Source organism: Streptomyces sp. ISL-96 (assembly GCF_018614035.1).
In the GTDB taxonomy this organism is placed as follows: Bacteria; Actinomycetota; Actinomycetes; order Streptomycetales; family Streptomycetaceae; genus Streptomyces.
Map to the genome: position 1 here is coordinate 20,646 of NZ_JAGGPA010000010.1, position 23,180 is coordinate 43,825.

23 protein-coding genes and 1 pseudogene are annotated in these 23,180 nt (G+C 70.6%); 7 read left to right on the forward strand and 17 right to left on the reverse strand.

From position 1 onward, the window contains the following. Positions 1-6: 6 nt before the first annotated feature. A complete protein-coding gene (locus J7E96_RS06845; protein WP_215128500.1) occupies positions 7-405 on the reverse strand; it encodes a Zn-ribbon domain-containing OB-fold protein in 399 nt (132 codons plus the stop codon). Continuing rightward, positions 402-857 (reverse strand): DoxX family membrane protein, encoded by a 456-nt coding sequence (locus tag J7E96_RS06850; RefSeq protein ID WP_215128502.1) that lies wholly within the window; start codon positions 855-857, stop codon positions 402-404. The genes J7E96_RS06845 and J7E96_RS06850 overlap by 4 nt, the downstream gene beginning before the upstream one ends. Before the next feature lie 298 nt (positions 858-1,155). On the opposite strand from J7E96_RS06850, the pseudogene J7E96_RS06855 reads away from it, so the two are divergent. Continuing rightward, a pseudogene (locus tag J7E96_RS06855) lies at positions 1,156-1,502 on the forward strand (NAD(P)-binding domain-containing protein); the annotation flags it as partial. Here J7E96_RS06855 and J7E96_RS06860 read toward each other — a convergent pair. The 5 genes from J7E96_RS06860 to J7E96_RS06880 all read right to left on the reverse strand — a co-directional run bounded on the left by J7E96_RS06860 (position 1,453) and on the right by J7E96_RS06880 (position 5,238). Further along, positions 1,453-2,202: an ABC transporter ATP-binding protein gene (locus J7E96_RS06860; RefSeq protein WP_215128504.1), complete on the reverse strand. Its 750-nt coding sequence runs from the start codon at positions 2,200-2,202 to the stop codon at positions 1,453-1,455. The pseudogene J7E96_RS06855 and the gene J7E96_RS06860 overlap by 50 nt on opposite strands. Continuing rightward, entirely contained in the window at positions 2,199-2,786 is a 588-nt protein-coding gene (locus J7E96_RS06865) for a hypothetical protein (protein ID WP_215128506.1), read from the reverse strand. Before J7E96_RS06865 ends, J7E96_RS06860 begins: the two co-directional genes overlap by 4 nt. After that, positions 2,783-4,060 carry a hypothetical protein gene (locus J7E96_RS06870; protein ID WP_215128507.1) on the reverse strand — a complete coding sequence of 426 codons (1,278 nt, stop codon included), beginning with the start codon at positions 4,058-4,060 and terminating at the stop codon, positions 2,783-2,785. The genes J7E96_RS06865 and J7E96_RS06870 overlap by 4 nt, the downstream gene beginning before the upstream one ends. Positions 4,061-4,133: 73 nt before the next feature. Further along, positions 4,134-4,565, reverse strand: coding sequence for a hypothetical protein (locus J7E96_RS06875; RefSeq protein WP_215128509.1), 432 nt, complete (start codon positions 4,563-4,565; stop codon positions 4,134-4,136). 217 nt (positions 4,566-4,782) lie between these two features. Beyond that, positions 4,783-5,238 carry a carboxymuconolactone decarboxylase family protein gene (locus J7E96_RS06880; RefSeq protein ID WP_215128511.1) on the reverse strand — a complete coding sequence of 152 codons (456 nt, stop codon included), beginning with the start codon at positions 5,236-5,238 and terminating at the stop codon, positions 4,783-4,785. 74 nt (positions 5,239-5,312) lie between these two features. Here J7E96_RS06880 and J7E96_RS06885 point away from each other — a divergent pair, with 74 nt between their 5' ends. From J7E96_RS06885 to J7E96_RS06895, 3 genes are all read left to right on the forward strand, one after another. Beyond that, the gene (locus J7E96_RS06885) at positions 5,313-6,215 is read left to right on the forward strand and encodes a sigma-70 family RNA polymerase sigma factor (RefSeq protein ID WP_215128513.1); all 903 of its coding nucleotides are present in this window, start codon (positions 5,313-5,315) and stop codon (positions 6,213-6,215) included. Between the two features lie 133 nt (positions 6,216-6,348). After that, positions 6,349-8,583 (forward strand): acetate--CoA ligase family protein, encoded by a 2,235-nt coding sequence (locus J7E96_RS06890; RefSeq protein ID WP_215128515.1) that lies wholly within the window; start codon positions 6,349-6,351, stop codon positions 8,581-8,583. A gap of 71 nt (positions 8,584-8,654) precedes the next feature. Further along, a complete protein-coding gene (locus tag J7E96_RS06895; protein WP_215128517.1) occupies positions 8,655-9,464 on the forward strand; it encodes an enoyl-CoA hydratase/isomerase family protein in 810 nt (269 codons plus the stop codon). A gap of 1 nt (position 9,465) precedes the next feature. Here the strand turns inward: J7E96_RS06895 and J7E96_RS06900 are convergent, their stop codons facing one another. Then, on the reverse strand, positions 9,466-10,290 hold the full coding sequence (locus tag J7E96_RS06900) for a hypothetical protein (protein WP_215128519.1): 825 nt from the start codon (positions 10,288-10,290) through the stop codon (positions 9,466-9,468). A gap of 122 nt (positions 10,291-10,412) precedes the next feature. Between J7E96_RS06900 and J7E96_RS06905 the strand changes: the two genes are divergently transcribed. Beyond that, the gene (locus J7E96_RS06905; RefSeq protein ID WP_215128616.1) at positions 10,413-11,027 is read left to right on the forward strand and encodes a flavin reductase family protein; all 615 of its coding nucleotides are present in this window, start codon (positions 10,413-10,415) and stop codon (positions 11,025-11,027) included. Here J7E96_RS06905 and J7E96_RS06910 read toward each other — a convergent pair. Both J7E96_RS06910 and J7E96_RS06915 read right to left on the reverse strand, forming a co-directional pair. Then, positions 11,017-12,315, reverse strand: a complete 1,299-nt coding sequence (locus tag J7E96_RS06910) for an MFS transporter (protein WP_215128521.1) — start codon at positions 12,313-12,315, stop codon at positions 11,017-11,019. The two genes, J7E96_RS06905 and J7E96_RS06910, sit on opposite strands and share 11 nt — an antisense overlap. A gap of 108 nt (positions 12,316-12,423) precedes the next feature. Beyond that, on the reverse strand, positions 12,424-13,701 hold the full coding sequence (locus tag J7E96_RS06915) for an MFS transporter (protein ID WP_215128524.1): 1,278 nt from the start codon (positions 13,699-13,701) through the stop codon (positions 12,424-12,426). Positions 13,702-13,776: 75 nt separating this feature from the next. Between J7E96_RS06915 and J7E96_RS06920 the strand changes: the two genes are divergently transcribed. Further along, on the forward strand, positions 13,777-14,805 hold the full coding sequence (locus tag J7E96_RS06920) for a GlxA family transcriptional regulator (RefSeq protein WP_215128526.1): 1,029 nt from the start codon (positions 13,777-13,779) through the stop codon (positions 14,803-14,805). On the opposite strand, the gene J7E96_RS06925 is transcribed toward J7E96_RS06920, so the two are convergent. From J7E96_RS06925 to J7E96_RS06935, 3 genes are all read right to left on the reverse strand, one after another. Beyond that, positions 14,806-15,867 carry a Zn-dependent alcohol dehydrogenase gene (locus tag J7E96_RS06925; RefSeq protein WP_215128618.1) on the reverse strand — a complete coding sequence of 354 codons (1,062 nt, stop codon included), beginning with the start codon at positions 15,865-15,867 and terminating at the stop codon, positions 14,806-14,808. Between the two features lie 8 nt (positions 15,868-15,875). Further along, entirely contained in the window at positions 15,876-17,051 is a 1,176-nt protein-coding gene (locus J7E96_RS06930) for an acyl-CoA dehydrogenase family protein (RefSeq protein ID WP_215128528.1), read from the reverse strand. 114 nt (positions 17,052-17,165) lie between these two features. After that, on the reverse strand, positions 17,166-18,080 hold the full coding sequence (locus J7E96_RS06935) for an SDR family oxidoreductase (RefSeq protein ID WP_215128530.1): 915 nt from the start codon (positions 18,078-18,080) through the stop codon (positions 17,166-17,168). An 84-nt stretch (positions 18,081-18,164) separates the two neighbouring features. On the opposite strand from J7E96_RS06935, the gene J7E96_RS06940 reads away from it, so the two are divergent. Then, the gene (locus J7E96_RS06940; protein ID WP_215128532.1) at positions 18,165-19,091 is read left to right on the forward strand and encodes a cyclase family protein; all 927 of its coding nucleotides are present in this window, start codon (positions 18,165-18,167) and stop codon (positions 19,089-19,091) included. 252 nt (positions 19,092-19,343) lie between these two features. Here J7E96_RS06940 and J7E96_RS06945 read toward each other — a convergent pair whose 3' ends face one another. The 4 genes from J7E96_RS06945 to J7E96_RS06960 all read right to left on the reverse strand — a co-directional run bounded on the left by J7E96_RS06945 (position 19,344) and on the right by J7E96_RS06960 (position 23,180). Next, the gene (locus tag J7E96_RS06945) at positions 19,344-19,811 is read right to left on the reverse strand and encodes an ATP-binding protein (protein ID WP_215128534.1); all 468 of its coding nucleotides are present in this window, start codon (positions 19,809-19,811) and stop codon (positions 19,344-19,346) included. Between the two features lie 507 nt (positions 19,812-20,318). Then, positions 20,319-21,221, reverse strand: a complete 903-nt coding sequence (locus tag J7E96_RS06950) for an acyl-CoA dehydrogenase family protein (protein ID WP_215128536.1) — start codon at positions 21,219-21,221, stop codon at positions 20,319-20,321. A 7-nt stretch (positions 21,222-21,228) separates the two neighbouring features. Continuing rightward, entirely contained in the window at positions 21,229-22,401 is a 1,173-nt protein-coding gene (locus J7E96_RS06955) for an acyl-CoA dehydrogenase family protein (protein WP_215128537.1), read from the reverse strand. Then, positions 22,401-23,180: an amidohydrolase family protein gene (locus tag J7E96_RS06960; RefSeq protein WP_215128538.1), complete on the reverse strand. Its 780-nt coding sequence runs from the start codon at positions 23,178-23,180 to the stop codon at positions 22,401-22,403. Before J7E96_RS06960 ends, J7E96_RS06955 begins: the two co-directional genes overlap by 1 nt.

The window sequence follows — 23,180 nt, forward strand, 5'->3', positions numbered from 1 at the left end:
GCGTGATCAGCCCGGCCCGAACACCGGCACCGTCACGCCCGCCCCGCACCGCCGGAAGGTCACAGTCAGCGCCATGCCGATGGCGAGGGCGGACTCCGCGCAGTCCACGACCTCCGTCATCATGCGCGGCCCCTCCGCGAGGTCCACGACGGCCGCGACGTACGGAACGCGGTCACCGAAAGGCGGCAGGTCGTTGCGGTGGATGACGGACCACGTGTAGAGCGTGGCCCGGCCGCTCGCCCGCTCCCAGCCGACGTCCTCACTCCAGCAGTACGGGCAGAACTCGCGCGGATAGTGATGCGGCCGGGTACAGGCCCGGCAGCGGCGCAGCAGCAGAAGGCCTTCGGCGGCGGCGTCCCAGTAGGGGCGGGTGAACGCGTCGATGTCCGGCGTGGCCGCGTTCATGCCCGGAGCCAGCCGATCGCATGGTCGAGGGACCATGCCTGCCACGACAGGGCGAACAGGGCGACGAGCGAGATCAGCGCCATCATGGCGTTCTGCCCCTGCTCGGCCCAGTCATGAATCATCAGGACCAGGTAGAGAAGATTGAGGAGCAGGCCTGCGGCCAGCGCGATTGGTGTCAGAAAACCGACGACCAGACCCAGCCCGAGGGCGAGTTCGGCGTACACGACGATGTACGCCATCGCCTTGGGCCGGGGCGCGACAACCACATCGAAGCCGCGCTTCACCGCCGGCCACTTGTGCTTGCCCGCGACGTCCGCCGCCCAGGCGATGCCCGTACCGCGCTCGAACCAGCCCTTCTTGTCCTTGTGGCGCCAGCTTTCCAGCCACCACAGGCCGAGGCCGATGCGCAGCACGGCGAGCCACTCCGCGCCGCCGAGCCAGATGGTCTGCATTCCGCTCCACCCACCCCTCTCCAATCTGACGGTACGTCAGTTCAACCGATGGGGCGGCCACCGCGCAAGGGGTGCGCCCAGCCCGTGTTCGGCCGATCGCACTGTTCGTCATGCGGACACGGAGCAGCTCCGTCGAAGTACCACCCATTTCGATTCCGTAAGGGGTGGCGGACGACAACAGGGCGGCCACGCCCCCCGCCTGGGGCTCTCTCTCCGGGCAGGCGGCGTGGGAGCCGACCGCCGCACCCCTGTGGCGACTGTCCGTGATCGTTACGCTCACGAATCATGACCGATACCCCCAACGTCGTTCGGGCGGTGGGTGTCGCGGGACACGTGGTGCGGTACCTGGAGAAGTACGCCGAGTTCCACGAGCTGGAGATCGTCACGGGGGTCGAGGTCGCCCGTATCGAGCCCGCGTATGACGGCGACGGCGGCTGGCTGCTGCACGCCACCGGCGGCCGCGAGCTCACCGCCTCGGCGGTGGTGGTCGCCACCGGCTACAACCACACGCCGTACGTCCCCGAGTGGCCCGGCAAAGACCTCCTGGTCGTCGGGACGGGCAACACGGGCGCGGAGATCGCGGTGGCGGCCGAGCTCAATAGGCGAGGTTGCTCCCGGCGCTCGACAGCAAGGCGGTGTACGCACCCTCCGCGGCCCGCCCCGGGGCGGCGCCTGTCGGCGTGTGCGCGAGGAAGGACTCCGTAGTTCCGGAGTGCAAGATACGGCCGGCGTCCAGGACGGCGACGTGGTCGGCCTCCTCAGCGAGGTCAGCGACGTCATGGGTTGACATGAGTACCTGTACGTCGTCGCTCAGGCCGGTGAGAATGTCCCGGAAGACGCGCCGCTGGCGCGGGTCCATGCCGGCTGTCGGTTCGTCGAGGAGCAGGACGCGGGCGTCGTGCACCAGAGCGGCGGCCACCCCGACCCTGCGCAGCTGACCGCCTGAAAGGCGGGAGGTCCGTTCGCCCGCCTTGTCTGCGAGCTCGACCCGCTGCAGGGCCTTCCGCGCCCCCTTCCAGGCATCGCTGCGGCCCATTCCCTTGAGCCAGCCGACGTAGGCGACGTACTCCCGCGCGGTCAGCGAGGGCAGCGGGGTGATCGTCTGGGGCATCCAGGCGACGGCCCTGCGGTACTCCTTGCTCCTGGCGTGAAGCCGTCCGTACGAGACCGAGCCCGAGACCGGGACGACGACGGAGGCGGCCAGCTTGAGCAGCGTGGACTTTCCGGCACCGTTCGGGCCCAGCAGAATCGTGAGACCACTGGGCAGCTGGAAGCTGAAGTCTCTGATCACGGGCGCCTTGCGCCGACTGTAGGCGTAGGTGCAGGAGGACAGTTCCAGAGTCACAGTTCACTCCTCGTAGTGCGGAGTTGGGCAACGACACCAGCTGCGAAGACCAGCACGGTGGCGATGGCGGCATGGGGGGCTGCGAATGGTTCCGGGACGATCGCCCAGAAGTAGGGGGCGTCCCAGGTGCGGAAGCCCACGAGAACGACGGTCATCACCCAGCCGAGGGGCACCATGACGGCGGGCCGGCCGACGAGTGCGCGGGCGCAGAGCATCAGCCCGGTCAGGAAGGCTGTATTCCGTCCGGAAGTCCAGGCGGCGGCGGAGCTGAACAGTGCGCCCACCGCGCATCCCACCAGGATCGCGGCCAGCACGAACGCCACGATGAGGGCAGTGTCCAGCAGCCGTACCCGGCGGATGCCGGACGACTCGGCCGCGGGAAGCCGGGAGTCGAGACAGCGCGCGACTGCTGCGACCACAACGACTGGGGCGAACAGCAGCACCTGCGTCTCGGTCCCGTTGGACAGTGAGATCGACGGCAGCCGGGCCGAGACGTCGTGGAACACCAGGGTCAGCACCGCGAGCCCAGCGATTCCCGCCGGTAGGACGAAGTGGGCCTGCCTGGCCTTGAGCCACCAGATCATGTCTGGCTCCCACAGGCGCTGTTTACCTGCTCCCGATACCACTGGGACTGTTCAGCCGGTGACTTGGCCAGCACCTCTGCCACCTTGCGGTGAAGCGCCGTGCGCTGTTTCACGTCGTAGAACGGATCCTTCGCAAGGAGGTTGTCAAGGGTCTTCCTCTCCCCTGCTCTCTCCGAGGCCCACATGACCACCAGCCGGGTGGTGGCGGCATCGGGTTGGCGGCAAGGGAAGGTCACCGCTGCGCGGACGGTCTGGTAGCGCACGATCCCCTTGCTCTCACCCTTGGTCAGCGCGATCCGCCAGGTCTCCGCAGTGGATGGCCGGGGATGAAATCCGTCCACCATCGTGTCGGTCACGACCGACGGCGACGGTCCGACCCCTGCGGTCCGCAGATCGGCGAGCACGTCCACCACATCGGACCGTACGGCCGCGAGGCTGCCCTCGGCGAACTCCGGCATGCAGACCTGGGGCGCGCTGCCCTGGCACACCATTGGTACGCCACCCCGCGCCACCGGCGGCATGGGGCCCCAGTCCCGGGTGATGAAGAACGCGGTCAGCGCGCACGCGACGGCCAGCGCCGTGCCGAGTGCCACGCGCAGGACCATCCACCGCAGCGGCGACCACAGCACTGCCACCGCCAACGCGACACCGCAAGCGGGCAGTGCCTGCGCGAGCATGGCCGGGTACGTCGCGACCTCACCGAAAGCCAGCCCCTCGGGATTCCGGCCGAGGACGTGACGCCACCAGAAGGTGTCGAGCGTGGCCGAGGTCGCCACCAGGAGATCGACCACCACGGCCAGCACCGGGGCGGCGATGATCGGCCGGACGTGCCGTCCGACGGCGAACCCGATCACGGCGTACGCCACGGAGACGAGCATCGCCATGACGAGGGGGCGAAGGCTGGGCAGCGTGGGGAGCGTGTGCTCCTGCACGAGCGCGATCGTCACCGGGAGAACGAGCATGAGCCAAGCGAGGCCGATTACCGGACCGAGTGCCTCCGCCGCGACCCGGTAGCGCGAGCGGGCCGGCGTGAGCTGCCACACCGCCCCCTGGGCCAGCCGGCCGCTCTCCCAGACGCCGAGGGCGGCGGCCAGGGCGTAGGCAAAGGGGTACATGGCCAGCAGCGGGACGGAGACGAGCCTGGGGGCGTGGCCGTAACTCGCCTGGGATATGGGTTCGTAGGTGACCGCGAAGTAATAGAACAGGGTCAGAGCGACCGCGAAGGGGGAAGCCCAGAGAGCGCTGCTCGAGCGCAGCCGGGTGCGAAGTCTCACGAATGTCCTCGAGTTGGGTCGGTGGAGCGGAGACCGCGGGTCTCCGCACCACCTCCTCAGGCAACGCCGGCTACTAGTCCGCCTGGGTGGTGTCCACGTAAACCTTGTCTACGTTGAGCAGGCAGCACTTACCGCCCTGGGCGACCTTTGCGGCCTCGAAGTAGAAGTTGCCGGTGGGCAGACCCGTCCACTCGCCATTGCTCGTTTCGCCGGCCGTGAAGCACTTTGTGAACGTCTTGCTGCCGTAGCTCGTGTCGTAGTCGTACGAGACGTCCTTCCACATCTTGACGACGACCGAGTCCTCCGTCCCGTTCTGCGCATCGCAGGTGGTGAACTGGACCTGCGAGTAGCTCTCGTCGGCCCAGCGGCGGGACTCATCCCCGTCCGTCCAGTCGTTGATGTAGCTCGTCCAGTTGGCTGACGCCGAAGGCGCGTTGATCAGGGACAGAGACGCGACCACCGCGGCGGCCATGGCCGCGCGGCGTATCGTGATGGAAGAACGCATTGCATCACTCCGTTGGTCGGGTGTGGCGTGAACCGTTCCGAGGCGTTTTCGCCTCGTCGCCCCTCTGGGATAGCGCCCGGAGGGGCGACCTGATCATGGCTCTGATCAGGCAACTTCGCTATACCCCTACCTTTTCGACACCCTTTCGACACGGATCCGTGATCTTGAAAAGGTGAAAGCCCGACATGCCGCCTTCTCACCAACCCCCGGACGGCCTCTACCAGCCCGCCCCCGCGATTTGCTTCGTGGTGGCGTTCAGGCGGTTGAAGAGGTTGGTTACGCCGATCATCAGCACCAGGCCGGCGAGCTGCTGCTCGTCGTAGTGCTTGGCGGCCTCGTCCCAGACGTCGTCCGGCACCGGCTCGGCCCGGTCGCTCAGCCGGGTGGCGGCCTCGGACAGGGCCAGCGCCGCGCGTTCGGCGTCGGTGAAGTACGGCGTCTCCCGCCAGGCCGCCACCGCGAAGAGGCGCTCGTCGCTCTCGCCCGCCTTCTTCGCGCTGCGCGCGCCGCCGTCGACGCACACACCGCAGCCGTTGATCTGGCTCGCGCGCAGGTGCACCAGCTCCAGCGTCTTCTCCGGTACGCCGCCCTTCTTCGCGGCCTTGAGCACGCTGAGGATGGCGGGCATGGCCTCGGGGATGACCACTGCGGGGTTCTGCATCCGTGCCTGCATGATCGTTCTCCTTCAAGTCCGTTCGTTTTTGGTTCGTTACTGCACTGACGGAACTCGCCCGAGGAATGTGACCGATGGACGACCACGAATTTCTGGCGGAGCGCTTCGAGGCCCATCGCGGCCACCTGCGCGCCGTTGCCTACCGGATGCTCGGCTCGCTGAGCGAGGCCGAGGACGCCGTCCAGGAGGCCTGGCTGAAGCTCAGCCGCTCCGACACCACGGAGGTCGCGAACCTGGGCGGCTGGCTCACGACCGTCGTCGGGCGGGTGTGCCTGGACATGCTGCGCTCGCGCACCTCGCGGCGTGAGGACCCTTTCGAGGTGGACGACTACGTGCATGTGCCGGATCCCGTCGTCAGCCGGGCCGACAAAGGGGATCCCGAGCACCATGCCCTGCTGGCGGACTCCGTGGGCCTCGCACTCCTCGTCGTACTCGAAACGCTGCCGCCCGCCGAGCGGCTCGCGCTCGTCCTGCACGACATGTTCGCCGTGCCCTTCGACGACATCGCCCCCATCGTCGAACGCACGCCGGCCGCGACCCGGCAGCTGGCGAGCCGTGCCCGCCGCCGGGTTCAGGGCTCTCCGCCGCCGGAAGCCGACCTCGGCCGCCAGCGGCAGGTCGTCGACGCCTTCCTCGCCGCGTCGCGCGGCGGTGACTTCGAGGCGCTCCTCGCACTCCTGGACCCGGACGTCGTCCTGCGGGCCGACGCCGGCGCCGAGGCCACGGGGACCGCGTTCGCGTCCAGGCTTGTTCGCGGTGCGCGGGCCGTGGTCGTACAGGCGCTCACGTTCTCCCGCTTCTCCATGTACTCGCGGCCGGCGCTCGTCAACGGGGCGTTCGGGCTGGTCACGGGGCTCGACGGGCAGACGTTCTCGGTCATGCACTTCACCATCAGGGACGGGAAGATCGTCGAGATCAACATCCTCGCCGACCGCGACCGCCTGAGCGGGATCGAGCTGCCCGTCCTGGACGACTGACGTGAGGGGGCCGGGTGCTGATCGTGCACCCGGCCCCAAGCTTTCCCCGCCGGACTGTTCCTGACGAGCCGTCAGTTCAGTAACCTGACAATGCGTCAGTTACGTCGGCCGACGAGCAGGAGCGGGCTGAGACATGCTTGGATCTACCCACGGCACCCTGACCACCGATCTCCGCGCCCGCGTTGTGGCCTGCGGGGAGGTTCCGCACGCCGCCGTCCACGACACGGCGACCCCCACCGCCACGGCGGCCGGTGACCTCGACGTCAGCGGCCGGCCGCTGTACGCATCGGTCCCCGACCTCGACCGGTTCTTCCGGCCCGAGTCGGTGGCCGTCGTCGGCGCGTCCGACGCCGACGGCAGGCCCAACACCGGGATCACCCGGCAGCTGATCGCCTGGTCCGAGCGGGTCGGCGCCCGGCTGCACCCCGTCCATCCCACGCGCGAGTCCGTCTTCGGGCGGCCCTGCGTTGCCTCCGTCCGCGACCTGCCGGAGCAGGTCGATCTGGCGGTGCTGCTGGTCGCCGACCCCGTACCGGTGGTCGGGGAGCTGGGCGAGGCGAAGGTGAGGTTCGCCGTCGCTTTCGCCTCCGGCTTCGCCGAGACGGGCGAGGCCGGCGCCGCCGCGCAGACGCGGCTGGCCGCCGCGGTGGAGCGGTCCGGCGTACGGCTGCTCGGCCCGAACACCAACCTCAACGCCTTCGAAACCTTCCGCGACGACCTGGACGGGCCCGCGATCGCCCTGATCACCCAGTCCGGCCACCAGGGCCGCCCCCTCCACGCCCTCCAGGAGCTCGGCATCCGCCTCTCCCACTGGGCGCCCACCGGCAACGAGGCCGACCTGGAGACGGCCGACTTCATCTCGTACTTCGCCCAGCAGCCGGAGGTCGGCGCCATCGCCTGCTACGTCGAGGGCCTCAAGGACGGCCGCTCCTTCCTGCTCGCCGCCGACCGGGCCGCGCGGGCGGGTGTGCCCGTCGTCGCGGTCAAGGTGGGACGTACGGAGAGGGGCGCCCGTACGGCCGCCTCACACACCGGCAAGCTGACCGGCGCGGACGAGGTGGTGGACGCGGCGATGCGGCAGTTCGGCGTGATCCGGGTGGACGGACTCGACGAACTCCAGGACACGGCCGCACTGTTGGCGCGGGCGCGGAAGCCGGTGGCCGACGGGGTCGTCGTCTACTCGATCTCGGGCGGTACGGGCGCGCACTTCGCGGACCTGGCGACGGCGGCGGGGCTCCGGCTGCCGGAGCTCTCGGCGGCCAAGCAGGCCGAGCTGCACGAGTGGATACCCGGCTACCTGAGCGTGGCGAACCCCGTCGACAACGGCGGCCACCCGGTCGGCGACTGGCGCGGCCGCAAGATCATCGACGCGATCCTGGCCGACCCGGCGGTGGGGGTCCTGATCTGCCCGATCACGGGCCCCTTCCCTCCCATGAGCGACAAACTGGCCCAAGACCTGGCTGCGGCGGCCGAGGCGACGGACAAGCTGGTGTGCGTGGTGTGGGGCTCCCCGGTCGGGACGGAGGCAGCGTACCGCGAGACGCTGCTCGGGTCGTCGCGCGTCGCCACCTTCCGTACCTTCGGCAACTGCATCTCGGCCGTACGCGCCTACCTCGCCCACCACCGCTTCACCGCCTCCTACCGCTCCCCCTTCGGCGACGCGCCGCGCACCCCGTCCCCCTCCTTCCGCAAGGCGCAGGCGCTGATGCGCCCCGGCGAGCAGCTGAGCGAGCACGCGGCGAAGCAGCTGCTGCGGGCGTACGGCATCCGCGTACCGCGCGAGCAGCTGGTGACGAGCGCGGCGGCGGCGGTCCGGGCGGCGGGGCTCGTCGGGTACCCGGTGGTGATGAAGGCGTCCGGCCCGCGGCTCGCGCACAAGAGCGAGCTGGGCCTGGTGAAGGTCGGCCTGACCTCCGCCAGCCAGATCCGCGACGCGTACCGCGAGCTGACGGACATCGCGCGGTACGAGGGGATCGACCTGGACGGCGTCCTGGTGTGCCAGATGGTGCAGCGGGGCGTCGAGATGATGGTCGGCGTGACGCAGGACGCGCTGTTCGGGCCGACGGTGACGGTGGGGCTGGGCGGTGTACTGGTGGAGGTGCTGCGGGACGCGTCGGTACGGGTGCCGCCGTTCGGCGAGGACCAGGCGCGGACCATGCTCGGCGAACTGCGCGGGCACGCGCTGCTGGAGGGCGTGCGGGGGGCGCCACCGGCTGACGTGGACGCCCTGGTGGAGATGGTGCTGCGGGTCCAGAGGATGGCGCTGGAACTGGGCGACGATCTGTCGGAGCTGGACATCAACCCGCTGATGATCCTGCCGCGGGGGCAGGGGGCGGTGGCGCTGGATGCGTTGGCGGTTTGCCGGTGAGGCCTTCCAGCCCCTCCGGCGTTTGGCGCCGCAGGCAACCAGCAGCCCAACACACCACCAGGAGCCACTAGATGACGACCCCCAACCCTCCCGTCGACACACTCGTACTGCACACCACCGACAACGGCGTCACCTGGCTCACCCTCAACCGCCCCACCGCCATGAACGCCCTCACGCCGGACCAGCGCGAACGCATGATCTCCCTCCTCACCACCGCCTCCGCCGACCCCGCCGTCCGCGCCGTGGTCATCACCGCCACCGGCAAAGGCTTCTGCGCCGGCGCGGACCTGCGAGGGTCGGCCGGCGGCGGGGAGCGCGTGGCCGGGGACGTCGCCCGTACGATCCGGCTCGGCGCCCAGCGGCTCATCAGCGCGGTCCTGGACTGCGAGAAGCCGGTGATCGCCGCCGTGAACGGCACCGCCGCCGGCATCGGCGCCCACCTCGCCTTCGCCTGTGACCTCGTACTCGCCGCAGAATCCGCCAAGTTCATCGAGGTCTTCGTACGACGCGGACTGGTCCCGGACGGCGGCGGGGCGTACCTGCTCCCCCGGCTCATCGGCCCGCAGCGCGCGAAGGAGCTGATGTTCTTCGGCGACTCGGTGCCGGCTGCCGAAGCCGAGCGGCTGGGACTGGTCAACAAGGTCGTCCCGGACGCCGACCTGACCGACACCGCCCGCACCTGGGCCGAGCGGCTGGCGAGTGGCCCGACCCGTTCGATCACCCTCGCCAAGCAGCTGGTCAACGCCTCCCTGGACGTGGACCGGGCCACCGCCTTCGCCGCCGAGGCGAGCGCCCAGGAGATCAACATGACGACAGCGGACGCCAACGAGGGCGTCGCGAGCTTCGTGGAGCGGCGTACCCCCAAGTACCGAGGGCTGTAAGTCAGTCCCGGTACACCACCAGCTCCGCCCGGCTGCCCTGCGCCCCCGCCCCCGCCCCGTCGCCCGACGTGAAACGCACAGTGGGCGAGCTGTAATGGCCCCCGGTCCGCAGCACCGGACCCGCCCCCGGCACGCACCCCGCGGCTCCTGCGACCCCCGCCCCGCCGCCCCGCCGCATGCGCAGCGTCAGCCGCTCGTCCGGGCCGTCGGCGGTGCGCCACGTGCCGCGCTCGCGGCAGTCGCCACGGCGTACCGTGTACGTCCCGTCCGGGCGTACGACGAGAAACACCCCGTCACCGACGGACGGCTCGATCCAGCTCCCGGTGAAGTCCCGGTCAGTGAAGTACGGCGGTACGTACAGCGCCTCCACGAACGGCACCACCAGCCACGACAACCCGGCCAGCCCCACCCCCACCGCGACCGCTCCCCCACGCCGCATCCGCCCCGCCGCCGCCCACGCCGCCGCGGCCGGCACGGCGAAGGCCAGGCACAGGATCACCCAGGCCCCGCCGTACGGCATGTACGACGCCGGCCACAGCAGCGCGCCGACCGCCGCCACGGCGGGGACGTACACGATGGGCACTCCCCGGTACGGCCTACCGGACCCGGCGCCAGTCGTCACCACCCACAGCCCACCGAGCACCGCCACCGTTCCGACCACTCCCGGCCACGCTCCCGCGCGCAGCACAGCCGACAGCGCCGCCCAGAAGTCCCCCTCGTACGGGCTCGCACTCGGCCCGGCCAGCGCCATGGCCGAAGCCACGACCAGCACCTCCGCGATCAGCGCCACGCCCCAACCCACTGCCGCCCTGCGCCAAGTCTGCATCCGGCACCCCTCCCGTCACCTCCGACGCCGTTGACCCGCCAGGGGTTGCACTCGCCCGCCCACACCACTTTCCATCTGACGAACCGTCAGCTTCAATGGAAGGCGTGATGGGACACGCAGGGATGGCGGCCACCGCCGTCCGATACCTCAGGTCGGTCGGCGCCCCCACGGCCGCCGAGCCCTACGACGCGCTCCCGCGCCCCGACCTGCGTGCGGTCGGCGAGGACGAGCGGCTGCCGGTCGACCCGGCCGCATTCCGCTCCGTACTCGGCCACTTCGCCAGCGGCGTCACCGTCATCACGGCACCGAACACCGACGGGGAGGAAGAGGACCGGCCCGCCGGCTTCGCCTGCCAGTCCTTCGCCTCCCTCTCCCTCGACCCGCCCCTGGTCACCTTCATGGTCGCCCGTACGTCCACGACCTGGCCGCGCATCGCCCGCGCCGGCGTCTTCTGCGTCAACATCCTCGGCGCGGACCAGGGCGACCTGTGCCGCGGTTTCGCGGTGAGCGGGGCGGACAAGTTCGCGGGCGTCGCGTACCGGCCGGCGCCCGTCACCGGGTCGCCGCTGCTGGACTCCGTACCGGCCTGGATCGACTGCCGCATCCAGACCGTGCACACGGGCGGTGACCACCTGATCGTGGTCGGCAGGGTCCAGGCACTGGGCGGGACGGACACGGACGACGAGGGGGAGCCCCTGCTGTTCCACCGGGGCAGGTTCGGCCGCTTCAGCGCTTGACTTCCCCGGCCAACGCGGGCTTCCTGCGGATCACCAGGGACATCAGCGCCGCCACCGCGCACAGCGCTCCCGCCGCGTACCAGACCACGTTGTACGAGTCGAAAACGTCCCGCGCCACCCCGCCCGCGAACGCGACCACCGCCGCTCCCACCTGGTGCGACGCCAGCACCCAGCCGAAGACGATCGCCGAGTCCTCGCCGTACTGCTCACGGCACAGGGCCAGGGTCGGCGGAACCGTGGCCACCCAGTCGAGCCCGTAGAAGACGATGAAGAGAATCATCGGCGGGTGGACGGTCGGAGCCATCAGCACCGGCAGGAAGAGCAGCGAGACGCCGCGCAGCGCGTAGTACACGGCCAGCAGGCGACGCGCGTCGAAGCGGTCGGTGAGCCAGCCCGAGGCGATCGTGCCGATGACGTCGAAGACACCGATGACGGCCAGCAGTGAGGCAGCTGCCGTGATCTGCATGCCGTGGTCGTGGGCCGAGGGCACGAAGTAGGTACGGATGAGACCGTTCGTCGAGGCACCGCAGATCGCGAAGGTACCCGCCAGCAGCCAGAAGTGACCAGTCTTCACCGCCGCGAAGAGGACCGTCACCGCGCGCTTCGCCGCGCCCGTCCGAGGCGCCGGCTTGGGGACGAACTCCCCGCCGTACGGCGCCAGTCCCACGTCCGCCGGGTGGTCGCGCAGCAGCAGCCAGACGAACGGGACGACGACCAGCGCGGCGAGCGCGACCGTGACGGACGCGGGCTGCCAGCCGTGGTTCTGGACGATCCAGGCGCAGAGCGGAAGGAAGACCAGCTGGCCGGACGCGCCGGCGGCGGTCAGGACGCCGGTGACCAGGCCCCGGCGGGCGACGAACCAGCGGTTGGTGACCGTCGCGGAGAACGCCAACGCCATCGATCCCGTGCCGAGGCCGACGAGCAGGCCCCAGTAGAGCATCAGCTGCCAGCTGGCCGTCATCCAGACGCTCAGCAGGGCGCCCGCGGCGACCATGCTAAGCGCCGCGACCGCCACCCTGCGCATGCCGAAGCGGTCCATGAGGGCGGCGGCGAACGGCGCGGTCAGGCCGTACAGCGCCATGTCGATGGAGACGGCGAAGCCGATCTCGCCGCGCGACCAGCCGAAATCCCGGTGCAGCGGGTCGATCAGCAGGCCGGGCAGGGAGTTGAAGGCGGCCCCGCCGATGATCGTCACAAAGGCCACGGCCGCGACGAACCACGCGCGGTGGATGCGGGGCCGGTCGGGCGCGGGGGTGGCGTGCGTGGCGGCTTGGGTTGTCTGGGTCACGTCACTCAGCTTCAAGCCCGTCGAGATCCCGGACGAGTGGCCCGGCGGTCATGGTTCGCAAGAATCGGGACACGCTGAGCAGGACACGCTGAGCCTTTTCTCGCGGGCTCAGGCCACGCGCCTCAGCTCCCGGATCGGCCGCGCCCCCAGCAGCACCCCGACCACCCCCACCATGATCACCACCCCGGCCAGCAGCACCTTGTCCGCGCCCGCCATCTCCGCCACCGGACCCGCCAGCGCCCGCCCCGCGGCCATCATCAGCAGTGATCCGGACACGTCGTACGCGTGCATCCGGTTCAGCGCGTCGGCCGGGACGTGGGTCTGGACCGTCGTCGACCACATCACCAGCCAGAACGCGAAGGCCGCACCACCGGCGAACTGCCCGATCCCCAGGCCGAGTACGGGCATGCCGAGCCCCAGCACCAGCAGGTTCACCACCACGCCGAGCAGCGCCACCGCCCCCGCCGCCAGTGGCCGCCGCGGCCGCAGGCGCAGCGCCAGCAGGCCGCCCGCGACGCTGCCCGCGCCGTTGACCGCCATCAGCGCGCCGTACGTTCCCGAGCCGTGGGCCTCGGTCACCAGGACCGCCGTCAGCGGCAGCATCGGGCCGGCGACGGTCAGTCCGTACACCGTCCAGATCGCGATGACGCCCCACAGCCAGCTGCGCGCCGTGAACTCGTGCCATCCGACGACCAGTTCGGCCATCAGCGACCCGCGCTTCACCGGGTCGCCGACCGACGGCAGCCGCAGCAGGAACAGGAAGATGCCGCTCACCGCGAAAGTCGCGGCGTTCGCGGCGAAGACCGCGCCCGCACCCGCCCCCGCACCGTCGGAAAGACCGACAACGAGCCCCGCGAAGGCCGGGCCCGCCATGGTCATGAGCGCCTCGCAGACGCGCAGGACGGCGTTCGCCCGCTGTACGTCGTGCGCGATGCGCGGGACGATCGAAGCGACCCCGGGCTGGAAGAGCGCGGCGCCGACGCCGCTGACCGCGCTCAGCCCGTACACCACCCACACCGACGGATCGCCGGCGGCGAAGGAGGCCGCGAGCACCGAGGCGCCGGCCAGCCGCAGAGCATCGGCAGTGATCATCATCCGGCGCGGAGTGAAGCGATCCGCGAGTACGCCGCCGAAGAGGACCAGCACCGCGAAGGGGCCGATCCACGCGGCGAGGGCGTAGCCGACGGACGAGCCGGGGTGGCCGGCGCCGAGCAGACCGGCCGCGAGGGCGACGGGAACCATGCCGTCGCCGAAGACCGCGACCGTACGGGCCACGAAGAAGAGCCGGAAGTTACGGTTCCACAGGGAGGACGACCGGGAGACCGCTTGTGGTTCGCGTGGTGCCGTCTCGGGAATGGCCTGGGCTGCTTCGCGCTTGTCCGTCATAGCGGAGACATGTACCAGCCTGAGGTCTATACCAGCCAGCGAATAAGCCCCAGTGAACAAGACTAGGAGTACGCCGTGCCGCACCGCGTAGTCGTCCTCGCACTGGACGGACTGCTCCCCTTCGAACTCGGCATCGCGCACCGCGTCTTCGGCCTTGCGAAAGGCGCGGCGGGCGAGCACCTCTATGAGATCGCGACGTGTTCGGTCCGGCCGCCCGGCCCGGTGCGTACGGACGCCGACTTCTCCATCGACGTCGAGCACGGCCCCGAGGCGCTGGCCACGGCCGACACCATCGTGATCCCCGCCTCGTACGAGCTCGGATGCGTCTACGAGGAGGGCGTGCTCACCGAGGACCTCAAGGCCGCCTTCTCCTTCGTACGCCCCGGCACCCGCATGGTCTCCATCTGCACCGGTGGCTACGTCCTCGCCGCGGCGGGCTACCTCGACGGCCGCCCCGCCACCACCCACTGGTCGGCGGCCGAACATTTCCAGCGTCTGTTTCCCTCCGTGCGGGTCGACGCGGAGGTCCTGTTCATCGACGACGGCGACGTACTGACCTCCGCCGGGGTCGCCGCCGGGCTCGACCTGTGCCTGCACATCGTGCGGCGCGACCACGGCAGCGGGGTCGCCAAGGACGTGGCCCGCCGCAGCGTCGTACCGCCGCACCGGGACGGGGGCCAGGCCCAGTACATCCACCGCCCGGTCCCGGAGCCCCAGCTGGCGACCACGACGACCGCGCGGGCGTGGGCACTGGCCCGCCTGCACGAGCCGATCCAGCTGCGGGACATGGCGGAGCAGGAATCGATGTCGGTACGGACGTTCACGCGCCGGTTCCGCGAGGAGGCCGGCATCAGCCCCGGCCAGTGGCTGGCCCGGCAGCGGGTGGAGCGGGCGCGGCACCTCCTCGAATCCAGCGACCTGTCCATCGACCAGATCGCCCGCGACGCCGGCTTCGGTACGGCGACGTCGCTCCGCCAGCACCTACAGGCGGCGCTCGGCGTCGCACCGACCGTCTACCGCCGCACTTTCCACGCCGCCGGCGGAAGCCGCACCGGCGGAAGCAGGACCGGCGGAAGCAGGACCGGCGGAAGCAGGACCGGCTGACTAAAACGTGAGCACTCCGCGCGCCACGCGCCCGTGGTGCGCGTCGTCCGCCGCCTTCGCGAAGTCCTCCACCGGATACGTCTCCGTCACCAGCTCGTCGAGCAGCAGCCGGCCCTCCCGGTACAGCTCGGCGTACAGCGCGATGTCCCGCTGCGGGCGCGAAGAGCCGTACCGGCAGCCGAGGATCGACTTGTCCAGGTACATCGAGGAGACGAGGAACGACGCCTCGGCCGTCGCGGCCGGTACGCCGAGCAGCACCGCCTGTCCGTGCCGGTCGAGCAGGTCGATCGCCTGCCGGATCAGTTCGGTCCTGCCGACGCATTCGAAGGCGTGGTCGGCGCCCGTCGGCAGGATCGCCCGTACCGCATCCGCGTCGTCGGCCGACGGAAGAAAGTGCGTCGCACCGAACTGCCGCGCGACCGCTTCCTTGGCCGGATTGGAATCGACGGCGACGATGGCCGACGCCCCGGCGATGCGGGCGCCTTGGATGACGTTCAGCCCGATCCCGCCCGTCCCGATGACGACGACGGTGTCCCCGAGGCCGACCTTCGCCCGGTTCAGCGCGGCGCCCACGCCCGTCACGACGCCGCAGCCGATGAGGGCGGCCGAGGTCAGCGGGATGTCGTTGGGGATCTTGACGGCCTGAACGGCTTTGACGATCGTGCGCTCCGCGAAGGTGGAGGTGGACGCGAACTGATACAGCGGCTCGCCGCCGCGGCGCGAGAAGGGCTGTCCGGGCATCCCGATCGCCTTGCGGCACATCGTCGGCCGGCCACGGCCGCACTCCGCGCAGGCCCCGCAGTTGGCGATGGTCGACAGCGAGACCTGATCACCAGGCACGACATGCGCCACCCCCGCGCCGACCGCCTCGACGACGCCCGCGCCTTCGTGCCCGAGTACGACGGGGGACGGGAAGGGGATCGTCCCGTCGATGACCGACAGATCGCTGTGACACAGCCCGGCCGCCCCGACGGCGACCATGACCTCACCGGGCCCCGGGTCCCGTATCTCCAGGTCACCGACGACCTGAACCGCCTTTCCGTCAAACACAACACCCCGCATGCCGCCACTCATCCCGACTCCCTCTCCCTCTCCCTCGGTAGACCGAGCACGCGCTCGGCGATGATGTCGCGCTGGATTTCGTCGGAGCCGCCGTAGATGGTGTCGGCCCGGCTGAAGAGGAACAGCTTCTGCAGGGAGTCCAGTTCGTACGGCCGCTCCTCGTCCCAGTCGTACGGCCCGACCGTCGCGGCCGCGCCCCGCACCTGAACGGCGAGCTCACCCAGCCGCTGGTGCCAGCCGCCCCAGAGGAGTTTGGCGACGCTGGGCGCGCCGGGTCCGCCGCCCGAAGTGCCGAGCGTACGCAGGGCGTTGGCGCGCATGGTGTGCAGCTCGGCCCACAGCCGGACGAGCCGGGCGCGTACGACGGGATCCCCGGCGCCTTCACCCCAGCCCCCCGCCCCCGCCTCGACGGCGAGCCGCACGACCTCCCGCAGCTCCTCCGCGAACCCGATCTGCTGCACGAGCGTGGACACCCCGCGCTCCAGCGCGAGCAGGCCCATGGCCACGCGCCAGCCGTTGCCTTCGCCGCCCACCACTTCGCGGGCCAGTGCCCCGTCGAAGAACACCTCGTTGAACTCGCTGGTCCCGGTCATCTGCCGGATGGGCCGCACCTCGATGCGCCCCGGCTGATCCATCGGCACCAGCAGGAACGACAGCCCGTGATGGCGCCGCGCGCCCGGCCTCGCTTCCCCGGTCCTGGCCAGGACGAAGCACCAGTCGGCGTCCTGGGCGAGGGAGGTCCAGATCTTCTGCCCAGTGACGCGGTACGCACCCCCGTCCCGTACGGCGACGGTGCGCACCCCGGCCAGGTCCGACCCGGCGCCGGGCTCGCTGTAGCCCTGGCACCAGAGCTCCTCGCCACGCGCGATCGCGGGCAGGAAGCGCTGCCTCTGGGCGTCGCTTCCGTAGGCGATGAGGGTGGGGGCCAGGAGGTTTTCCCCGATGTGCCCGGCTCTGGCGGGGGCGCGGGCGCGAGCGTACTCCTCGGCCCAGACGACCTGCTGGGTGAGGCCCGCCCGCCGGCCGCCGTACGCCCCGCCGTCGTCCCACCCGATGCCGATCCACCCGCCGTCGCCGAGCTCCCGTTCCCAGTCCCGGCCGGCCGCGTCCCCGCGATGCGCGGCGAGCCACTCGCGGGCGTCACTCCTGAACGCGTCGTCGTCCGGACCGAAGGCGAAGTCCACGGTGTCTCCCGTTCGTCGCGGATGTGTGTGTGTGCGTGCGTGCGGGTGTGGCGGGGCGGGCCTGTGCCTGCGGCTCAGCCCGATCAAGCCCGTCCGGCGATTGCCACCCCCACCTCACGCATTCGGCCGCGCCTTCCTCGCCGCCGCCTCAGCCATCGCCTCCACCCGCGCCAGCATCGGCATCGGATCCACCCCCACCGTCCCCGGCAAGAAGTCCGCGATCCGCTCCGGCGTCCACGCGCCGCCCTCCGCGTACCCCGCCCGCAATTCCCTCGGCTGCGCCCAGACCGCGATCTTCGGGCCCGCGACCGTATAGACCTGCCCGGTGATCCCTTCCTCCCGCGCCCGCTCGGAGAGCAAGTACACGACGAGCGCCGCCACGTCCTCCGGCTCCCCGATCTCCTTCAGCTCCATCGGTACGTTCGCGGACATCCGCGTGCGCGCCACCGGAGCCACCGCGTTGGCCGTAACCCCGTACTTGTGCAGCCCGAGCGCCGCGCTCCGCACGAGCGAGATGATCCCGCCCTTCGCCGCGCTGTAGTTGGCCTGGGCGACGCTCCCCTGGTGGTTGCCGCTCGTAAAGCCGATCAGCGTCCCGCCGCCCTGCTTGCGCATCACCGCCGACGCCGCCCGGAATACCGTGAACGTGCCCTTCAGGTGAGTCGCGACAACGGGATCCCACTCCTCCTCGCCCATGTTGAAAAGCATCCGCTCGCGCAGGATCCCCGCGACGCACACCACCCCGTCGATACTCCCGTACCGCGCCAGCGCCACATCGACGATCCGCTGCCCGCCCGCCATCGTCGAGACGTCGTCCGCGACCGCGACCGCCTCGCCGCCCGCCGCCGCGATCTCCTTCACCACCGCCTCGGCGACCTCGCTCGTCGGCTGCGAGCCCTCCATCGAGACGCCGTAGTCGTTGACGACGACCCGCGCCCCCTCGGCCGCGCAGGCCAGGGCCACCGCCCGCCCGATGCCGCGCCCGGCACCTGTCACGGCGACGACCTTGCCTGCCAAGAAGTTCCCCACGTCCGGCCCCTTCCCGCGGTTTCTGACGGACCGTTAGATTTTATCCGCACCCACTCACCCGGACACAAGCCCCGAGGAGGCCCCATGTCACTGCCGGCCGAGTTCCACGACATCGCCAAGCGCGTGAACAACTGGGGCCGTTGGGGCGCCGAGGACGAGATCGGCACCCTCAACCTCATCACCGACGAAGTCGTACGCACCGCCGCCACCACCATCCGCACCGGCCGCCGCATACCCCTCGCGCTCCCCCTCGACCAGGACGGCGTACAGACAGGCCTGATACCGGGCCGCGTCAACCCGCTCCACTCCATGGTCCAGATCAACCAGGAGCTCTTCGGCCCCGGCACCGTCGCCACCAGCGACGACGCCGTGACCATGGGGCTCCAGGCGGCCACGCACTGGGACGCCCTCACCCACGCGTCGCACTCGGGGAAGATCTACAACGGCCGCCCGGCCGCCACCATCACCCCCCACACCCGGGCCCGCTTCAGCGGCATAGACAAGGCGCGGCACGTCGTCTCACGCGGGGTGCTGCTCGACGTGGCCCGCGCGCGCGGAGTGGACCGGCTGGCCGGGGACCACGCGGTGACGCCGGAGGACCTCGACGCCGCCGAGGAGCTGGCGCGTACGACCGTGCGGGCCGGTGACATCGTTCTCGTACGGACCGGGCAGATCCAGGTCTACCTCACGGGCGACAAGCACGGCTACGGCTACCCGTCCCCGGGCCTGTCCGTCCGTACGCCCGAGTGGTTCCACGCCCGCGACGTCGCCGCGGTCGCGAACGACACCCTCACCTTCGAGATCTTCCCGCCGGAGATCGAGAACCTGTGGCTGCCCGTACACGCCCTCGACCTCGTCGAAATGGGCATGCTCCAGGGCCAGAACTGGAATCTGGAAACCTTGTCCACAGCCTGCGCGGAGGAGGGGCGGTACGCCTTCCTGCTCTCCGCCATGCCGGAGCCGTTCGTCGGGGGAACGGGCACCCCTGTCGCCCCCGTAGCAATCCTCTGACCTCGGCACCTTCAGGGGCTTGAACAGCCGGGTGGCGACGCACTCCCGCACGCCCCGAGCGCGGCACAAGGGCCACCACCCGGCTCCGGCGTACAGGCCCTGCCCCCCTCTTGCCCTCGAAGGAGCTGACGCCGAACCACGACCCGCACTCGCCAAGGACGGAAATCCTCGGCGTCCCCTCACAGCGAATCGCCTCGTCCAAGGGTCATCAGGCCATCACGAGCCGTCAACACCTGACCGACGATTTACGACTTATGCGCTATTTGTGACAGCGCACGACGGCTCATACGCAGTCACCTCGTACGCCCCTGATGCAACAACGGGCGCCCCCCGGTCCACCTCGCACCAGATCCGCTTGCCCGCACCCTCGGACTGCCAGCCCCAACGGTCGGCGAGGCCGTCGACCAGCTCCAGCCCCCGCCCGTTGGTGTCGTCGCCGTCCGCGTGCCGGGGCTTCGGCGGGCGGGCGCTGACATCAGCGACCTCGACCCGGACCGTGCCGTCGTCGGCGGCTCCGAAGAGCATGCGCAGTACGGCCGGACAGCCCGTATGCACCACCGCGTTGGTGACCAGTTCCGAGATGAGCAGGATCAGGGTCTCGGCCAGCGGCTCATCGACTCTTATCCCGGAGCCGACAAGCCGCGAGCGAGCCCACCTCCTGGCGCGCCCCACCTCGGCGGGGTCGGCCCCTACCTCCAACTGCACCTGAAGCACCTGCACCGCTCACACCATCCGAACCGGCGGACACATCGCCTCGCGTCTCCACAGGGTCACGGAACGTGATTCCCTTATGGAACAGCATGGTTGACGTACAGTCACCGCAACAAGCGCTTCGGGCATATTCCAGCGCGAAGGAGTACGCGTGGTGCATACTGTGCGACGCACGCTGCGGGGAGTCGAACAGGGGCGCGCACGGCGCCTCCGCACGGCGCGAGCGGCGCACATCTCGCGGCCCGCAGTCGCCACCAAGGCCACGCCGGGACAGCTGCGCATCACAACCACTCGCATCCCACGGAGGGTACCGGAGCGCACCCCCGACTCCGGCCCGTGACGAGTAACGCGAAGGACACAACCCGATATCGACGGACGGTAATCGCTCACCAGTCGCAGGATTGGGTCACCGCCCGTTTATGCACGACCACAGAACGCACACCGGACGCCCCAGTCGTCCCGTTCATCCCCGTCTCTCCTTTCACCCCTTTCACCCCCTTTCGCCCGGTCGCCCCGTCACAGCAGCGCCGCCGCCAGCGTCTCCGCCGCGTCCCCCGCCGTCTGCCACCGCTCGGCACGCACCCACGCGCGCTTCAGATGCAGGTGTACGTCGGCCTCCCAGGTGAAGCCCATGCCGCCGTACACCTGGAGGCAGTCGCGGGCGTTCCGGATCGCCGCCTCGTCGGCGAGCAGCTTGGCCCCGGCGATCTCCACCGGGTCACCGGTCACCGCGGCCCCGTACACCGCGCCGCGGGCCACCTCCGCGCGTACCAGCATCTGCGCGCACAGCTGCTTGACCGCCTGGAAGGCGCCTATGGGCCGGCCGAACTGTTCACGCTCGCGCGCGTATTGGACAGCTGCCTCAGTGGTACGGGCGGCGCTGCCGAGCTGTTCGGCGGCGGTCAGAAGGGCGGCCTCAGGGACGTTCCCCGGAACGTGCCCGGGAGCGTTCCCGTGAAGCTCCCCGGGCACGCGGTGGAGCGGCGTCAGCGGGTCCACGGAGCGTACGGGCACGGCCCCCGCGGCGTTCCCGAGTACGTGGTCGGCCGCGTCCAGCCACTCCACCAGTACGCCGTCCACCCTCGTCACCACGGTCTCGCCGGTGGCCGCTCCCGGGACCGTGCCGGCCGCGAGGTGCGTGGCCACCAGGGGGCCGGGCAGCAGCGCGCGGCCCGCCTCCTCGAAGGCGAGGACCGCTTCGGGCAGGCCGAGGCCCACTCCGCCGTCCTCCTCGGGCAGCCGCAGCGCGAAGAACCCGGCGTCGCCGAGCTCCTTCCACAGGGCCCGGTCCAGGGCGTCCGGGCCCCGGCCCGGCTTGTCGACCGCCGCCCGCAGCCGCTCGCGCCCGAAGCGCCCTTCGAGGAGGTGCCGTACGCCCGCCCGGAGCGCGCGCTGGTCGTCGGTGAGACGGAAGTCCATCAGCGCGTCAGTGCCCCTTGGGAAGGCCGAGGATGCGCTCGGCGACGATGTTCTGCTGGATCTGGGACGTGCCCGCGGCGATCGTGTACGAGAGCGACGACAGCCGGTCCAGGGTCCAGTCGTGCGACAGGTCAAGGGAACCGGGGCCGAGCACCCGCGCGGCAGCGTCGTACAGCTCCTGACGGGCGTGCGAGTAGCGCAGCTTGAAGACGGAACCGCCGTTCCCGGGAACGCTCTTTTCGCTTCCCGTGTGCTGCGCTTCGCTGACGTTCCACTGGGTGAGCCGCCACAGAGCGGTGAATTCGGCGTTCAGGCGCCCCAGGGTGCGGCGCACTTCCTGGTCGTCCCAACGGCCGTTCCCGCGAGCGGCCGCGGCGAGTGCCCGGAGCGTACGGCGGCAGGCCACGACCTCGCCGACGAAGGCCGTGCCGCGCTCGAAGGAAAGGGTGACCATGGTGACGCGCCAGCCGTCGTTCTCGTCCCCCACGCGGTGGGTGACCGGTATGCGTACCTCGTCGAGGAACATCTCCGCGAATTCGGCCGTTCCCGTGAGCGTTCGCAACGGCCTCACCGTCACGCCCGGAGCGTTCATCGGCATGGCCAGCCAGGTGATGCCCCGGTGCTTGGGAACGGCCGCGCTCACCGCCTCGGTGCGTACCAGCAGCTCGCACCAGTCGGCGACCTCCGCGTGCGAGGTCCAGATCTTCGATCCGGTGACGATGTACGTGTCACCGTCCCGCACCGCACGGGTGTGCAGCGACGCGAGGTCCGAACCGGCGTCCGGTTCGCTGAAGCCCTGGCACCAGACGTCGTCGCCGCGCAGGATCGGCGGCAGCCAGCGCGCGCGCTGTTCCCGGGTTCCTTCGGCGGCGATGGTGGGTCCCGCGTGCAGCAGGCCGACGAAGTTCGCACCGACGTAGGGCGCCCCGGCCAGCTCGGTCTCCTCCAGGAAGATCAGGTGCTGCGTGGGGGTGGCGCCGCGCCCGCCCGCGTCGGCGGGCCAGTGCAGCCCCGCGTACCCGGCGTCGTACAGCCGGCGCTGCCACGCCGTGTCGTACGCGCGCCGCCCCGGCCAGTCCCGTGGGTCGGGCCGGGGCGGCAGGCCGGGCAGCGTGGCCGCCAGCCATTCGCGCAGGCGCGCCCTGAAGTCCTCTTCCTCCTTGCTGTAGGTGAGGTCCATCAGCGGGCGCGGGCGGTGGCGGCTGGGACGCGGTCGCGGTCCAGGTCGAGGCCGAGCATGCGGATGGCGTTGCCGCGCATCAGTTTGTAGACGGTCTCGTCGTCGAGGCCCTTCACGTGATCGAGCGCGACTTCCTTCGTGTGCGGGAACGTCGAGTCGACGTGCGGATAGTCGGTCTCGAAGGTGGCGTTGTCGCGGCCGACGACGTCCAGGGAGGCGACGCCGTGCTTGTCGCGGAAGAAACAGCAGAACATCTGCCGGTAGTAGTACGTCGAAGGGGGCTCGGGGATCAGGTCCCTCACGCCGCCCCACTCCTCCACCATCCAGTCGTTGTACGCGCGCACGCAGGCGAGGGCGACCTCTTTGTCGTGCGCCTCCGCGAAGGTCTGCCCGCAGAAGCGCGGGAAGGTCGGGAAGCACAGGGAAGCCTCGACGTGGTTGAGGTCCATGTCGGCGAGCCTCGCCTTGGGGTCCCAGCAGCCTCGCCGCATCTCCGCGCGGGTGATGCCCTCCAGGGTCATGTCGTCGCGGTCGAAGCCGACGGCGGCGATGTTGCGCTTGTACGGGAACTTGAGGTCCTCGTAGATCCACCAGTCGGTGGGCGGGCCGTCGGGATCCATGGTGATCCGGTACTTGCCCGCCACATAGGCGAGGTCACCGATTCCGGCGGTCAGCGGCTTGGGGCCGCGCTCGCGGTACTTCGCCGGAAGCCAGGTCTCGAAGAGGTGCGCCGGCTCGATCACATGGTCGTCGACGCTGACAATCCGAGGCAGTTCCAT

What these genes read in the sequence shown, in the direction of transcription:
- J7E96_RS06890 (WP_215128515.1), top strand. Translation starts at nt 6,349, where the DNA reads ATGCTTGGATCTACCCACGGCACCCTGACCACCGATCTCCGCGCCCGC.
- J7E96_RS06955 (WP_215128537.1), bottom strand. Translation starts at nt 22,401, where the DNA reads ATGGACCTCACCTACAGCAAGGAGGAAGAGGACTTCAGGGCGCGCCTG.
- J7E96_RS06865 (WP_215128506.1), bottom strand. Translation starts at nt 2,786, where the DNA reads ATGATCTGGTGGCTCAAGGCCAGGCAGGCCCACTTCGTCCTACCGGCG.
- J7E96_RS06845 (WP_215128500.1), bottom strand. Translation starts at nt 405, where the DNA reads ATGAACGCGGCCACGCCGGACATCGACGCGTTCACCCGCCCCTACTGG.
- J7E96_RS06880 (WP_215128511.1), bottom strand. Translation starts at nt 5,238, where the DNA reads ATGCAGGCACGGATGCAGAACCCCGCAGTGGTCATCCCCGAGGCCATG.
- J7E96_RS06895 (WP_215128517.1), top strand. Translation starts at nt 8,655, where the DNA reads ATGACGACCCCCAACCCTCCCGTCGACACACTCGTACTGCACACCACC.
- J7E96_RS06915 (WP_215128524.1), bottom strand. Translation starts at nt 13,701, where the DNA reads ATGACGGACAAGCGCGAAGCAGCCCAGGCCATTCCCGAGACGGCACCA.
- J7E96_RS06885 (WP_215128513.1), top strand. Translation starts at nt 5,313, where the DNA reads ATGGACGACCACGAATTTCTGGCGGAGCGCTTCGAGGCCCATCGCGGC.
- J7E96_RS06905 (WP_215128616.1), top strand. Translation starts at nt 10,413, where the DNA reads ATGGCGGCCACCGCCGTCCGATACCTCAGGTCGGTCGGCGCCCCCACG.
- J7E96_RS06925 (WP_215128618.1), bottom strand. Translation starts at nt 15,867, where the DNA reads ATGCGGGGTGTTGTGTTTGACGGAAAGGCGGTTCAGGTCGTCGGTGAC.
- J7E96_RS06875 (WP_215128509.1), bottom strand. Translation starts at nt 4,565, where the DNA reads ATGCGTTCTTCCATCACGATACGCCGCGCGGCCATGGCCGCCGCGGTG.
- J7E96_RS06940 (WP_215128532.1), top strand. Translation starts at nt 18,165, where the DNA reads ATGTCACTGCCGGCCGAGTTCCACGACATCGCCAAGCGCGTGAACAAC.
- J7E96_RS06900 (WP_215128519.1), bottom strand. Translation starts at nt 10,290, where the DNA reads ATGCAGACTTGGCGCAGGGCGGCAGTGGGTTGGGGCGTGGCGCTGATC.
- J7E96_RS06950 (WP_215128536.1), bottom strand. Translation starts at nt 21,221, where the DNA reads ATGGACTTCCGTCTCACCGACGACCAGCGCGCGCTCCGGGCGGGCGTA.
- J7E96_RS06960 (WP_215128538.1), bottom strand. Translation starts at nt 23,180, where the DNA reads ATGGAACTGCCTCGGATTGTCAGCGTCGACGACCATGTGATCGAGCCG.
- J7E96_RS06850 (WP_215128502.1), bottom strand. Translation starts at nt 857, where the DNA reads ATGCAGACCATCTGGCTCGGCGGCGCGGAGTGGCTCGCCGTGCTGCGC.